The following is a 13,254-nucleotide window of genomic DNA, read 5'->3' as shown; positions in this document are numbered from 1 at the left end:
GAGGTGATCACATGTCGAGCACCAGACGATCGCTCCTGGACCGGGACACACAGATCAGCATCGAGTCGGCTCGTTCGTCATCCGTCAGCAGCTCGTCCCGGTGGTCGATCTCTCCCTCCAGCACACGCTGTTGGCAGGTCCCGCAGAACCCCTGCTCACAGGAGTAGGCGGTGTCCGGCAGTTCCCGGCGCACGGCGGCCAGCACGGTCGAGTCGGCCGGCACGGTGACCGTCCGGCCACTGCGCCGGAGTTCGACCTCGAAGGGGGTGTTGCCGGTGGTGTCGGTGCGCGGGGTGAACCGCTCCAGGTGCAGCGCGGCCCCCGCGGGCAGCCGTTCCGCCACGGTCGCCATCAGCCCTTCCGGACCGCAGCAGTACACGGCCGTCCGCTCCGGAAGATCCGCCAGCACGGCGTCCAGGTCCGGGCGTCCGTCCTCGTCCTCGGCCACGACGGTCAGCCGGCCCTCCGCGAGTTTGCGCACCTCCTCCAGGAACGGCATCGAGGCCCGCGTCCGCCCGCCGTACAGCAGCCGCCACTCGGTGCCGTCCGGCAGGGCCCGCAGCATGGGCAGGATCGGGGTGATGCCGATACCGCCGGCGACGAAGACGTACGCGGGCGCCGCGACCAGAGGGAAACGATTCCTCGGGCCGCGCACCTCCAGCTCCATGCCCTCGGCGAGCTGCTCGTGCACCTCGCGCGAGCCGCCCCGCCCGTCCGCCACCAGCCGGGTCGCGACCGTATAGGAGGAGGTGTCCTCGGGGTCCCCGCACAGGGAGTACTGCCGGACGAGCCCCGAGGGCAGCACCAGGTCGAGATGCGCGCCCGGCTCCCAGGGCGGCAAGTGGCTTCCCTCCAGGCGCAGTCGGACGACACCGTCGGCGATCGTCTCGTGCGCGGTGAGCAGCAGTCGCAGCGCCCGTGAGCGCGGCCGGCCGGAGACCGGCGGGTCCAGCGCGGGCATCGGCCACAGCGGAGAGGTCCGGACCCGGCGGCGCAGGGCCCGCCGGGTCAGCAGGGCGGCGCCCGCGACGAGCGCGACGTTGCGCAGCTTCGGCATCAGGCGGCCCTCTTCTGCGCCGCCGTGGCCGCCGGCGAGGCGGCCAGGTAGGCCACGGCCTGTTCGGTGTCGCCCTCCTGCGAGGGATGGTAGCCGCGGCTGAGATAGCGGGGGACGGACCGGAACATGTCCCCGGCCGAGGGGAGCAGGCCCCGCCTGCCCCGGACGTAGAACTCCTTGAAGGAGGCCTTGCCGTCGACGAGGGTCGGGTCGTTCTCCATGAAGAACCGCGCCCCGCGCTGCCACAGGAACACCAGCGCCGTGAAGGTGGTGGCCCAGGTGCGTACGCGTCGGCTGTAGCTGCCGTCGACGTGCATGAACAGCTCGAAGGCGACGGAGCGGTGCTCCACCTCCTCCGCGCCGTGCCAGCGCAGCAGGTCCAGCATGGTCGGATCGGCGCCGCGCCGGTCCAGTTCGCCGGCGTTGAGCACCCAGTTGCCGAGGAACGCGGTGTAGTGCTCGATGGCCGCGATGAGCGCGACCCGCTCCATCAGCCACCAGCGGCGCGGCCTGCCCGGCGGCAGCGTCCGGTCGCCGAGCAGTTTCTCGAAGAACCAGTCGACCTGCGCGGTGTACGGCGTCGGATCGAGCCCCTGCTCCCGCAGATGGGGCAGCACCTCGTCATGGGCCTGGGAGTGCATCGCCTCCTGGCCGATGAACCCGATGACGTCCTCGCGGAGCCGGTCGTCCCGGATGTACGGCAGCACCTGCTTGTACACGTGCACGAACCACCGCTCACCGGCGGGCAACAGCAGGTGGAGCACGTTGATGGTGTGCGTGGTGAGCGGATCTCCCGGCACCCAGTGCAACGGTGTGCCGTCCCAGGAGAAGGACACCTTGCGTGCCTTGAGCGGCACCCGGGCCTGCGTGTTAGACATGGCGTCAATGTACTGGCGGGTAGGGGCGCTGAGAACCCCTCTGGAAGACCTTGTTTACGCTGGCGTCAGTAAAGAGTCCTACTTCAAAGAGTCCTACTTCAGCCCACTGATCTCCGTCCCGTCCACCAGCGTGCCCTGCAGGTCGGCCCGTGCCCCCTGCTTGGCCCGGGCCACCAGGAACCGGCCCTGCCCGGCGGCGGTGACCCCGCCCCCGGCCTGGATCGTCGCCGTGTCCTTGTCGCCCGCCGCCAGCAGATACCAGTGCCCGGCCGTCGACTTCCACAGCACCCCGGCCAGCACATGGGGATCACGCGGCCCGCAGGACCGGGCGTCCGTCCCCTTGGCGACCACCGCACCGACCCGCCCGCCCGGCGGATGGAACTGGGCGAACGCGCCCGTACCGTCGCCGCGCCAGGTCTCCGCCCGGGTGCACACCCAGTCGGCCGCCCCGCTGCCGTCGGGCAGCCGCTGACCGGCGAACGTCCAGGCGTTGACGCTGCGCACCCCGGCGGAGCGCTCCAGCGACAGCGAGCAGGCGTACGGCGCCCAGGCCCGCAGCCCGGCCGCCCCGGACGCCTCGCCGGCCGCGCCGGGCCGGCCGGCGGTGAGGTGCGCCGGTACCAACTCGCCCAGGTCGGTGCTGAGCCGGGAGCCGGTGGCGTCGGTCAGCTGGAGCACCGGCCAGGAGGTGCAGTTGCCGGGACGCAGCGCCGGGCTGGCCAGCGGGGCGGTGACACCGTTGCTGATCGTCAGCGGGGTCGCGGCCGCCTCCGGCTTCATCAGGTCCCGCGAGGCCGCCTTCTTCACCCAGGGCGCGGTCAGATACTGGACGTTGCCGTCCGAGCGGCCCAGCACCAGCGCGCTCGCATCGGCGCCGGTCGCACCGTCGGCACGGGCGAGGTCGAGGGCCGCGCCCTGGGTGCCGTCGACCGGCTCGGCGTAACGGGCGATGCGCAGACCGTCGTACAGCATCACCACACGGGCATTGTCGACCTGGCCGGCGTACAGCAGCTGGGGCGGGCCGGCCGGGCCGCCGGTGTCGGTGCCGGGAGTCACCGAGACATGGACGGTCTCGCCGGGGCGGGCCCATACGGCGAGGGCACGGCGCAGCAGGGCCGTATCGCCGGTGAGCGGGCCGCGCGCGGGCCACACCGAGAAGTCGGTACGGGCGGCGGACTCCCAGGTGATGGGGGAGACCTGGATCAGCCTGCCGGGGTCGAGGGCGGCCTCGGCGGCCGGATTCCCGGCGTAGGCGGGTGCGGCAGCGCCGTCCGGGCCCCAGCCGCCGCCGGGCAGGGCGACCAGCGCCCCGCACACCGCGAGCGCCGCCGCGGCCGCGAGCGCGGCCTTGGTGTGCTGGCGGCGGCGCATCAGATCGGTGGGCCGGGCCTGGAGCACACAGGGGTCGAACTCGGGGGAGGACAGCAGCGCGGGCTGGGTCGGCAGGCCGTTCGCGTCGGCCAGCGCGCCGCCCACGTCGTCGACCCCGGCGGCCGTGAGGACCGTACGGATGTCGGCGTCACACAGCTCCTCCAGGCCGCGCAGCACATAGGCGGCGCGGGCCGGGCCGGACAGGGCGGACAGCCGCTGGTCCAGGGACAGTTCGTCGGCGCCGCCCGAGCGCGGGAACAGCTTCAGGCCCCACACCTGGGGCAGCAGCGGCGGCAGCTGGGAGAGCCGGGGCAGGCCCTTGCGGGGGCTGGCCGCCTCCAGGGCCGCCCGCAGGACGCGCTCCCGCAGGAAGGCGTACCCCAGGTCGCCGTCGCGGCCCGAGGTCTGGGCCGGGACCGCGCACCGCTGTCCGCGGCCCCGGGGCAGGGAGCGCTGGGCGAGGGCGTGTGCGGTCAGCACCCGGCGGCTGCGGCCGAGGCCCGGTGGCAGCACCAGGTAGGCGATCCGGACCAGCCGTGGATAGTGCTCGACGAGCGCGGCCTCGGCCTGTTCGAGGCCGACCGGGCCGGTGTCTTCGGCGGAGGCGGGTGCGTGACGCTGGGCTACATCCTGTGACTGCACGTCCGGGAGAACGAACGAGCCGGAGGTTGGTCACCCCCGGAAGGGTGAATCACCCTTCCGGGGATGACCGGGTCCGTCCGTCATCCCGATTGAGCGCCCGGCGGCCCGCAGCCGTATCCGAAGGAGCTGAGGCATGCTTGGCCGACCGGGACCGGAGGAACAGATGAGGGTGACACGTGCGGTGCTCTGTGCGGCGGCCGTACTCGCGTTGGCGGGCTGCGGCTCGGGCGGGGACGCCAAGGCGGCCCCGCCCACCGCGACCGGCAGCCTGGAGAGCCTGGCCGCCGAGGTGAAGTGCAAGCCGGACATGCAGACCGACGCGGACGAGATTCGCCAGGCCATCTGCAGGAACGGCGACGGCAGGTTCATCCTCGCCACCTTCGCCACCGACCGCGGCCAGCGCGAGTGGATCAACGACGCGAAGGACTACGGCGGTTACTACCTCGTCGGCCGCAAGTGGGTGGCCGTCGGAGACGACGGGGTCGTCAAGGCGCTGCGCGGCACGCTCGGCGGAGACGAGGAGATCGGCACCGACCACCACGCGCACCACGGCTGACGGCCCCGTCCTTCCGGGCGCGGACACGGGGAAAGGCCGGTGACGGGAGGGGGGTCCGTCACCGGCCTCGTTCATGGCCCGGGTCAGATGATCAGCGCATGGTCACGCGCAGTTCTGGCCGCGGTTGATGCAGTCGGCGATCCGGTTCGCCAGGCCGCCGGTCGTGACGCTGATGAAGTCGTCGTGGTCGGTGGCCGGTTTGTGGAGCTGCTCCGGGAAGCCGTCCACCGCGTAGGCGTTCTTCACCTGGCCGTTCTGGATGGTCGGCGGGTTGATGTTGTACACCAGACGCATCGTCAGCTGCGGGATCGCCTTGAAGCCGTTCGGGCAGACCCCGCTCGCCGGGTCCGGGAAGGCCACGTGCGTACGGTGGTTGGCGCTGTCGATGTTCTGCCCGTCCCAGCAGCTCTGGAAGGCGAACGTACGCACCACCTTGCTGCCCTGCGGACAGATCGGGTACTGCTGCGTCAGCTGGACCCTGTTCTCGAAGCCGGTGCAGCTCCAGTGCGCGTTGGCGTTCGCCAGACCGTTGGTGGTGGTCTTGGCGTCACCGGTGATGATGCGCAGGAACTGCGGCATAGCGACGACCTTGCTCGCCGGGCTGCCCACGTACTTGATCTGGGCCTGTACCGGGGTCAGGATCTTGCCGACGTTTCCTTCCTTGCCGCCGCCGTCGGCGTTCTGGTCGAAGTCCTGGGTGCCGTCCTGGACCCGGACCACTGGCCAGTAGTACGCCGACAGGTCGTTCCTGTTCTGGCAGCTGGTACCGCCCTGCAGGAACGTCTGGTTGCTGGAGAAGGCGTTGACCTTCTGGTTGCCGACGTAGTCGTGCAGGTGGTGCGCGCCGTTGGTCACGCCGGGCGCCACGATCACGTTGTCGGTGTTGTGGTTCTTGTTGGCGTTGACACCGCAGCGCGTGGTGAACGTACCGGTCGAGGCGTTGCCCTGCTGGCGCGGCTTGCCCTGGACGTTCGGCGCCACCTTGGTGATGTCGACGAAGTCGCCCGCGACCGGGCCGTTGCCGGCCTGCCCGCCGACGTTCTGCCCGGCACCGCCCTGCTGGCCGTTGCCGCCCTGCTGCTGACCGCCGTTCTGCTGACCGCCGTTCTGCTGCTGCTGGCCGCCGTTGTTCTGCTGCTGGCCACCGGTGTTCCCCCCAGCGGTGGTCTGGTCGGCGGTCTGCGTCGTACAGGTGGCGAGCTGCTTGAGCGAGTTGTCGAAGGATCCGCCGACGCGCTGGATGTCGATCCGGATCCGGTCGATCGTCGCCGCCCGCTTCTCCTTGAGGGGACCGACGATCGCGTTCTGCACGAAGCTCGGATCCTTGGCCTGCGCGTCCCGGGTGGAGGCGAGCCGGTTGTAGGCCTCGGTGATCTGCCGGTCGAGATTCGCCAGCTCCGTCGCCACGCCCTGACGGGCCCGCCAGGGCACGTTCGTCAGCTTCTGCTGGACGTCCGGGCAGGAGACTGTCGCGACCTGCGCCGTCGCGGCCTTCGTCTGGTTGCCTCCCCACGTCTGGTTGCTCGGCTCGTGCGCCGAGGCGTAGAAGTTCGCCCAGATCAGCCCGCCCCCACCGAGCGCTAGGGCCGCCGATGCGGCTATGGCCTTGGTGGCCAGCGGCGTACGGCGTTTTCGTGTGTTGCGTCCCATGGAACTCCTCTGACTTCCTTGCGGGGCAGCATCGAGGCGCCCGACAGGAGTGAAGCGGCGTCCTTCCATACGGATGCCGTCCCAGAGGTGTTCACCGGTCTCACAAATTCCTCGCGCACCAGGGGAGTTGCCAGGTCAGCGGTCCCGGTCCAGATAGGCGAGCACCGCCAGTACGCGCCGGTTGTCGTCGTCCGACACCTCAAGTCCCAGTTTGCCGAAGATGTTGGAGGTGTGCTTGGCGATGGCCCGTTCCGTCACCACGAGCTGTGCCGCGATGCCCGCGTTCGACCGGCCCTGCGCCATCAGCTCCAGCACCTCCCGCTCACGCGGGGTGAGGCGGCCGAGCGGCTGGTCACCGCCCGCCCGCCGGGACAGCAGCTGCTGGATCACCTGCGGGTCCATCGCCGTACCGCCCGCCGCCACCCGGCGTACCGCGTCGATGAACTGCTCGGCGTCGAACACCCGGTCCTTCAGCAGATAGCCGACCCCGCCGGTTCCGTCGGCGAGCAGCTCACGCGCGTACAGCTGCTCCACGTGCTGGGAGAGCACCAGCACCGGCAGCCCCGGCCGGGCCCGGCGAGCCGCGAGCGCGCACTGCAGGCCCTCGTCGGTGTGCGTGGGCGGCAGACGTACGTCGACCACGGCGACGTCCGGCTCCGACTCGGCCAGCGCCTCCGCCAGTTCGGGGCCGGACTCGACGGCGGCGGCGATCTCGAAGCCGAAGGCCTGAAACATCCGGACCAGCCCGTCGCGCAGCAGGAAGAGGTCTTCGGCTAGGACAACGCGCACGGGATCTCCATGGACACCAGGGTGGGACCGCCGGCGGGGCTGCTGACGGCCAGGACGCCGTCGAATGTACCGAGCCGGCGCTCGATCCCGGCGAGACCCGACCCGGCGCCGATCACCGCGCCGCCCCGGCCGTTGTCGGTGACCGTGAGCCGCAGCCGGCCGTCGGTGTGGCACAGGTCCACCCACACCCGTGCGGCGCCGGAGTGCTTGACGGCGTTGGTGAGCACCTCGCTGACCGCGAAGTAGACCGCCGACTCCACGGGGGCGTCCGCCCGGCCCGGCAGTTCCACGCTCACCTCCGTGGGCAGCGGCAGCCGCAGCGCCAGCGCCCGTACGGCGTCGCCCAGTCCGCGTTCGGCGAGGACCGGCGGATGGATGCCGCGCACCAGGTCGCGCAGCTCCTCCAGGGCCTCGGCGGAGTTCCGGCGGGCCTGGGCGAGCAGTTGCTTCGCCTGTGCCGGATCGTGTTCCACCAGCATCTCGATGGTGCCGAGATCCATGCCCATGGCGACGAGCCGGGCCTGCGCCCCGTCGTGCAGGTCCCGCTCGATGCGCCGCAGCTCGGCGGCGGAGGTGTCCACGGCGTCCTGCCGGGTCTCGGTCAGCACCCGGATGCGCTCGGCGAGTTCGGCGTCGCCGCCGAGCACGGAGCGGGTGAGCCGGAAGTGCACGGTCAGCAGCCGGGGGGTGTACCGGAAGGCGACGACCAGCAGCGCGGCGGCCAGCACGGCGGCGGCCAGCTCGGTCAGCGGGCCGTCGACCGGCACGAAGAGATACCAGTACGGCCCGTCCTCCACGCGCCACATCCCGGCCGCCACCGCGAACCCCTCGAGCGGGTAGAACACCAGCAGGGCCGGGAGCAGCGCGGTGAGGAAACCCGCGGTCATGTCCACCGGCAGCCACAGCATGTCCCGCCGGACCTGGGGGTCCCGCAGCAGCGCGAAGGTGAGCGCCCAGGGGGTGGCGCGCTCGGGCGGCGGCCGGTGCGCCGCCGGTATCCGTATCCCGCACCACTCGTACGCGAGCCTGCGGCGGGTGTCCGTGTACTCCCGCAGCGCGCCGAGGACCCAGGGGGTCGTGACGAGGCCGATGCCGACCGGGACGAGCGCGAGGGAGACGGCCGTCAGCGTGCAGCACAGCACCGCCACGGGCAGCATCGCCACGGCCAGGACGAACCCCCGCACGGCGGCAAGTACCACGTCCCGGGCGCGGCTGCGGAAGTCGTCTCTCTTCGTGTCCGTCGTCATACCGCCAGTCTCAACCACGGCCGCGCGGAGATCACTCGCCCGAGACCCCGTCTTCAGGGGTGGTGCCAGGTGCACCCCCCGACCCGGCCAGCACCCTCGCCTCCACCTCCGGGTCGAGGCCCTTGGCCGTCCGGTCCGGCCGCATCGGCGCCTTGCCGCCGATCTCCGTCAGCCACCGCCAGGTGTCCGCGACGGTCTCCGCGGCCGGCCGGCACACCAGTCCGGTGGCCAGCGCACGGGACACGTCGGTGCGGTGGACGCAGGCGTACAGCTCACTGTCCGGCGGCACCCATACCGGCAGCTCGGTCCACGGCTCGATCCCGGCGGCCAGAACCACTTCCGGGTCGGTCCAGCGCAGTTCGGCGTCCGCGCCGGTGACCTGGACACAGAGGTCGAGCAGCTCGCCCATGGTGCTGTGTCCCGGCGGGCCGATCAGGTCGTACGGCCCGCTCAGCGCCTGTTCCACCGCGCCGAGCAGCCAGCCGGCCAGGTCCCGGGCGTCGATGAACTGCACCGGCAGCTCACGCGGCCCCGGGGCCAGCACCGGGCCGCCCCGGGCGATCCGGGTCAGCCACCACGGCAGCCGGCCGACGTTCTCGTACGGCCCGAGGATCAGCCCGGCCCGCGCCAGCAGCGAGTCCTCCCCGCCGAACGTCTCCAGGACGGCCAGCTCGCCGCCCCGCTTGTCCTGGGGGTACGCGGTCTGCTCCGCGCCGGCGAAGGCACCCTCGACCAGCGGCCCGAGCTCGGCGTCCCCGCCCAGCGAAGACCAGGGCCAGGCGTACACGGACCGGCTGGAGACGTACACGTACCGCGCGGCACGGCCCCGCAGCAGCCGTGCCGCCGCGAGCACCGCACAGGGCTCGGCCGACCAGGTGTCGACCACGGCGTCCCAGGTGCCCGCGTCCGTGGCGAGGGCGGCCAGGCCGTCCGGGGCAGTGCGGTCACCGTGCAACGACCGTGCGCCGGGCGGGGGTTGGTGGCGTCCCCGGTGGAAGACGGTCACCTCCCAGCCGCGCCCCAGCGCCGCCTGGGCGACGGCCCGCCCGACGAACTCCGTACCGCCCAGCACCAGAAGTCTCATGCCGGCGATCATGCCCCGCTCCGGGCCCGCGCCGGTACAGGGCTCTGCCGAGGGCAGAGCCGGGGTCAGCGGGTGGCCGGCGGCGTGTACTTGTAGCCGACCCGGCGCACCGTCTGGATCGACTGGCGGTGCTCGGCGCCCAGCTTGCGGCGCAGCCGGGCGATGTGCACGTCGACGGTGCGGCCGTCCCCGACGTGGCCGTAGCCCCACACCGTGGTGACCAGCTGGTCGCGGGTGTGCACCCGGTGCGGATGAGCCAGCAGGTGGGCCAGCAGCTCGAACTCCAGGTAGGTCAGGTCGAGTTCACGGCCGTCGACGCTGGCGGTGCGCTGCACGGGGTCGATCCGCACCGCCGGCTCGGTGTCCGTGTCCCCGGCCGGCTCCGTCTCATGGGGCTGCTCCGGCACCGCGACCGGCAGGAACGGCGGCCGCTGGTCGGCCGGGACCAGCACCAGGTAGCCGACCATCGGTGGCCGGCCGGGGAGGGCGGGCAGGGTGTGCTGCGGCGCGGGCAGCCAGGTGGCGCCCGGTGGCAGGAAGTCCGCGACGTCGACCACCTCGTCCCGGTCGACGGCGCGCAGCCGGTGCCGGGCGGGGGCGGTGAGGGCGGAGGCGGAGGAGAGGGAACGAGTGGTCGCCATGAGAGGTCAGCTCTTTCGCGCGAGAGGTTCGTCGGTTGAAGCGACGGCCGCGATTCGTGGTCGGGCGCGCCGGGGACGTACGTCGTTCCGCGCTGGCCGAAGGCCGGGGGTTACGGCTTTAGAGGGCCTGCGCGTTCATCGCGCGGCAACACACCCGGTCGAAGTCGTGGTGCTGACGGGAAGGCCAGAAGGGCTTGAGGTCATGGCGACCCGTCGCGGTGATCTTCTGGAAGCTGGCCATGCGCCCATTGAAGCAGACACCGGCGCCGAGCAGGACCCTTCTCTCACTGCTTGGACGCTTCCTTGGCGCGAAGTTGACGCTGCGTGGGTCGCCGGGTCGCATAAAAGGCCCTGATCAGGGGCTTGTGGGTCGTTCACGCGTCCGAAATTCCGTCTCGGCATGCGGACATGGCCGCCTCGGTCGAGCACGCTCGCCGTAGCCGGCAGCTCGCGCACTGCGGACCGCAGGAGGTAGTCCGGGTGGAGGGCACCCGCTACGAACAGGTCGTGGGCGGCGCGGCAAGCCGACTCGGCGACCTTGTCCAGCGGGTCCACGGCGAACCGGGGCAGCAGGCCGATCGCGCTGAGCGCGGGCAGGGCAGGTGGACTCCCAGGCCGCGCCGCCGAGTTCCTCCGGCGCCCAGGGCAGTACCTCCGCCTCGCGGTCCCGCCGGCGCTCGGCGATCTCGTGGGCGAGCGGCACGCCCTGGGCGAGGGCGCACAGGGCCGCGTCCGGGTCCTCCTCCAGAAGCCGGTCGGTGAACGGGTGTCAGGGGTGCTCGTGCGGGTCGGCCGCGTACGCCCGCGCGCAGACGTCCACCGGCTCGCCGGGCGGCGGCGGTCCGGCGGTGCGCAGCAGGTCCTCGGCGCCGGCGAGCCGTACCCGGGGCTCGGGGTCGGCCGGCAGACCGTACCGCCGGCCGCCGTCGCCGGCCTCCAGCAGCGCGAGCGTGGTCACCACCCGGCCGCGCACCTCGGGGTCGGGCTCCTCGGCGAGCCGGGCCCGCAGCAGGGGGAGCAGCGGCAGTGCGTACGGGTGGCCGAGTGCCGTGACCAGCAGCACCATGGCGTCGCGGATCTCCGCGTCGGTGTCGTGCGCGAAGGGCGGCAGGGCGGGCAGACCCTCGGCCACGGCCCGCCGAGGGCGGCGCGTTCGGCGGGCTTCCCGTCTCCGTCCGCGATGCCGGCGATCAGCCGGAGCAGCTCCGGCCGGTGGCCGGGGCCGTGGAGGGCGAGCCGGGCGGGATGGGGACGGCGGCGGCCGAGGCGTCGTATATGCCACCTTTGGTGGCACAGCGCGGAGCTTCCCCCCGTCGGTCTCCATGGGGCGCACGATACGCAGCAGGGCGCCCGCCGTGACGGCGGGCGCCCCTGTCGGAAGCGGACGGATCAGACCTGGCCGGCCTTCTCCAGCGCGGCGCAGCAGGTGTCCACCAGCAGGCGGGTCACCACATACGGGTCGACGTTGGCGTTCGGGCGGCGGTCCTCGATGTAGCCCTTGCCGTCCTTCTCGACCTGCCACGGGATGCGGACCGAGGCACCGCGGTCGGAGACGCCGTAGGAGTACTCGTCCCACGGGGCGGTCTCGTGCAGACCCGTCAGGCGCTCGTCGATGCCGGCGCCGTAGTTCTTGACGTGGTCCAGCGGCTTGGAGCCCTCACCGAGCGACTCGCACGCGGTGATGATCGCGGCGTAGCCCTCAGGGCCTTCGCGCATGGCCTTGGTGGAGAAGTTGGTGTGCGCGCCCGCGCCGTTCCAGTCGCCCTTGACCGGCTTGGGGTCCAGGGTCGCGGAGACGCCGAAGTCCTCGGCGGTGCGGTACAGCAGCCAGCGGGCCACCCACAGCTGGTCGGAGACCTCCAGCGGGGACAGCGGGCCGACCTGGAACTCCCACTGGCCGGGCATGACCTCGGCGTTGATGCCGGACAGGCCCAGACCCGCCTTCAGGCAGTTGTCGAGGTGGGCCTCGACGACCTCACGGCCGAAGATCTCGTCGGCGCCGACACCGCAGTAGTAGCCGCCCTGCGGGGCCGGGAAGCCGCCCTCGGGGAAGCCCAGCGGGCGGGAGCCGTCGAAGAAGGTGTACTCCTGCTCGATGCCGAAGATCGGCTCCTGCGCGGCGAACCGCTCGGCGACCTCGGCCAGCGCGGCCCGCGTGTTGGACGCGTGCGGCGTCATGTCGATGTCGAGCACCTCGCACAGGACGAGGATGTCGTCGCCGCCGCGGATCGGGTCCGGGCAGGTGAAGACCGGCTTCAGCACGCGGTCCGAGGAGTGGCCCTCGGCCTGGTTGGTGGAGGAGCCGTCGAAGCCCCAGATCGGCAGCGAGCCGAGACCGGCCGGGGCACCCGTGATGATCTTCGTCTTGGAACGGAGCTTGGCCGTCGGCGCGGTGCCGTCGATCCAGATGTACTCAGCCTTGAAGGTCACGGGGCCACATCCTTAGGGGTAAGTCGGGCGCACTCGTCGTCGCGGGTGCTGCGGCGCTGCGGCACTGGGGCGCCGCTCGATCTGCCGGGCAGCCTGTCAACAGGCGATTTCCCGGCCATTGCCCGTATGTGAACCCCGTGTTACCTGGAGGTTTTGTGTCGCGGCTCACCTTGTGAGGTGCCGACGGGTGAGGTATGCGTGCCCACCGCCGTCGCTTCCCGCACCCCGTCGAGGAATTCCCTGACAGCGGCGAGGTCGCGGAGCTGGGCCGGGTCCGCCGGGTCTACGCGGTCGGCGCTCCGGGGCCGAGTGGTCGGGCCGGCGACCGCCACCCCCGCACGGTCACCGACCTGACGCTCTGGCTGGACACCCTTCTGGACGGCCTGGGCGCCTGCTCGGCCGACCCGGGCGGCCACTCGTACGGTGGCTGGATCGCCCTGCACTACGCCCTGCGCGGGCCCGCGCGGGTGCGCCGCCTGTTCCTCCTGGACCCGACCCAGTGCTTCGCCGGGTACAAGGCGGCGTACCTGCTCCACGCCCTGCCGATGCTGCTGCGGCCCACGCCCCGCCGGGTCCGCGCGTTCCCGGAGTGGGAGACCGGGGGAGTGCCTCTCGGCCCGGACTGGGTCGCCCTCCAGGAGGCCGCGGCGGGTCTCCCGTCCGCGAAGCCGGTCAGCGGCCCGCGTCCGGCGCCCGACGCGCTGCGTGCGGGCCCTGGACGTGCCGGTCCTGCTGTTCGTGGCCGCGAACAGCAGGACCCATGACACTGGTGAGGTGGCGGACCGGGCCCGCGCCCTGTTGCCGCGGGTGGAGGCCGCCGTCCTGCCGGACGTGTCACCACGCGCTGCCCCAGTCGGCACCCGATGGCCTGGCCCGCCGTCTCACCGCGTCTCTGTCCGGCCCCTGAGC

Annotated in this window: 12 protein-coding genes and 1 pseudogene; 2 read left to right on the top strand and 11 right to left on the bottom strand. The window is 72.4% G+C overall.

Annotated features, from left to right (window positions below; genetic code table 11):
• Positions 1 to 7 precede the first annotated feature (7 nt).
• The 3 genes from ABZ624_RS19895 to ABZ624_RS19885 form a co-directional block, all read right to left on the bottom strand.
• Positions 8 to 1,057: a PDR/VanB family oxidoreductase gene (locus ABZ624_RS19895; protein WP_360090207.1), complete on the bottom strand. Its 1,050-nt coding sequence runs from the start codon at positions 1,055 to 1,057 to the stop codon at positions 8 to 10.
• On the bottom strand, positions 1,057 to 1,935 hold the full coding sequence (locus tag ABZ624_RS19890) for a metal-dependent hydrolase (RefSeq protein ID WP_360090204.1): 879 nt from the start codon (positions 1,933 to 1,935) through the stop codon (positions 1,057 to 1,059). Before ABZ624_RS19890 ends, ABZ624_RS19895 begins: the two co-directional genes overlap by 1 nt.
• A gap of 93 nt (positions 1,936 to 2,028) precedes the next feature.
• Positions 2,029 to 3,948, bottom strand: coding sequence for a hypothetical protein (locus ABZ624_RS19885; RefSeq protein ID WP_360090201.1), 1,920 nt, complete (start codon positions 3,946 to 3,948; stop codon positions 2,029 to 2,031).
• Positions 3,949 to 4,111: 163 nt separating this feature from the next.
• Between ABZ624_RS19885 and ABZ624_RS19880 the strand changes: the two genes are divergently transcribed.
• Positions 4,112 to 4,504 carry a hypothetical protein gene (locus tag ABZ624_RS19880; RefSeq protein WP_360090198.1) on the top strand — a complete coding sequence of 131 codons (393 nt, stop codon included), beginning with the start codon at positions 4,112 to 4,114 and terminating at the stop codon, positions 4,502 to 4,504.
• A 102-nt stretch (positions 4,505 to 4,606) separates the two neighbouring features.
• On the opposite strand, the gene ABZ624_RS19875 is transcribed toward ABZ624_RS19880, so the two are convergent.
• The 8 genes from ABZ624_RS19875 to glnII all read right to left on the bottom strand — a co-directional run bounded on the left by ABZ624_RS19875 (position 4,607) and on the right by glnII (position 12,345).
• Positions 4,607 to 6,154: a DUF1996 domain-containing protein gene (locus tag ABZ624_RS19875; protein ID WP_360090195.1), complete on the bottom strand. Its 1,548-nt coding sequence runs from the start codon at positions 6,152 to 6,154 to the stop codon at positions 4,607 to 4,609.
• Positions 6,155 to 6,289: 135 nt separating this feature from the next.
• Positions 6,290 to 6,943: a response regulator transcription factor gene (locus tag ABZ624_RS19870; RefSeq protein ID WP_360090192.1), complete on the bottom strand. Its 654-nt coding sequence runs from the start codon at positions 6,941 to 6,943 to the stop codon at positions 6,290 to 6,292.
• Positions 6,928 to 8,190, bottom strand: a complete 1,263-nt coding sequence (locus tag ABZ624_RS19865) for a sensor histidine kinase (protein WP_360090189.1) — start codon at positions 8,188 to 8,190, stop codon at positions 6,928 to 6,930. The genes ABZ624_RS19870 and ABZ624_RS19865 overlap by 16 nt, the downstream gene beginning before the upstream one ends.
• Positions 8,191 to 8,221: 31 nt before the next feature.
• Complete coding sequence (locus ABZ624_RS19860; protein WP_360090186.1) at positions 8,222 to 9,274, bottom strand: NAD-dependent epimerase/dehydratase family protein; 1,053 nt, start codon at positions 9,272 to 9,274, stop codon at positions 8,222 to 8,224.
• Between the two features lie 65 nt (positions 9,275 to 9,339).
• Positions 9,340 to 9,915, bottom strand: a complete 576-nt coding sequence (locus ABZ624_RS19855) for a winged helix-turn-helix domain-containing protein (protein WP_360090182.1) — start codon at positions 9,913 to 9,915, stop codon at positions 9,340 to 9,342.
• A 118-nt stretch (positions 9,916 to 10,033) separates the two neighbouring features.
• A complete protein-coding gene (locus tag ABZ624_RS19850) occupies positions 10,034 to 10,156 on the bottom strand; it encodes a hypothetical protein (RefSeq protein WP_360090179.1) in 123 nt (40 codons plus the stop codon).
• A gap of 528 nt (positions 10,157 to 10,684) precedes the next feature.
• On the bottom strand, positions 10,685 to 11,047 hold the full coding sequence (locus ABZ624_RS19845) for a hypothetical protein (RefSeq protein WP_360090176.1): 363 nt from the start codon (positions 11,045 to 11,047) through the stop codon (positions 10,685 to 10,687).
• Between the two features lie 257 nt (positions 11,048 to 11,304).
• Positions 11,305 to 12,345 carry a glutamine synthetase gene (glnII, locus tag ABZ624_RS19840; protein ID WP_360090173.1) on the bottom strand — a complete coding sequence of 347 codons (1,041 nt, stop codon included), beginning with the start codon at positions 12,343 to 12,345 and terminating at the stop codon, positions 11,305 to 11,307.
• Positions 12,346 to 12,596: 251 nt separating this feature from the next.
• Between glnII and ABZ624_RS19835 the strand changes: the two are divergent.
• A pseudogene (locus ABZ624_RS19835) lies at positions 12,597 to 13,252 on the top strand (alpha/beta hydrolase); the annotation flags it as partial.
• Positions 13,253 to 13,254 lie beyond the last annotated feature (2 nt).

The organism is Streptomyces sp. NPDC007205 (assembly GCF_040634095.1).
Taxonomy (GTDB): domain Bacteria; phylum Actinomycetota; class Actinomycetes; order Streptomycetales; family Streptomycetaceae; genus Streptomyces.
This window is presented reverse-complemented; position numbering and strand designations above follow the sequence as displayed.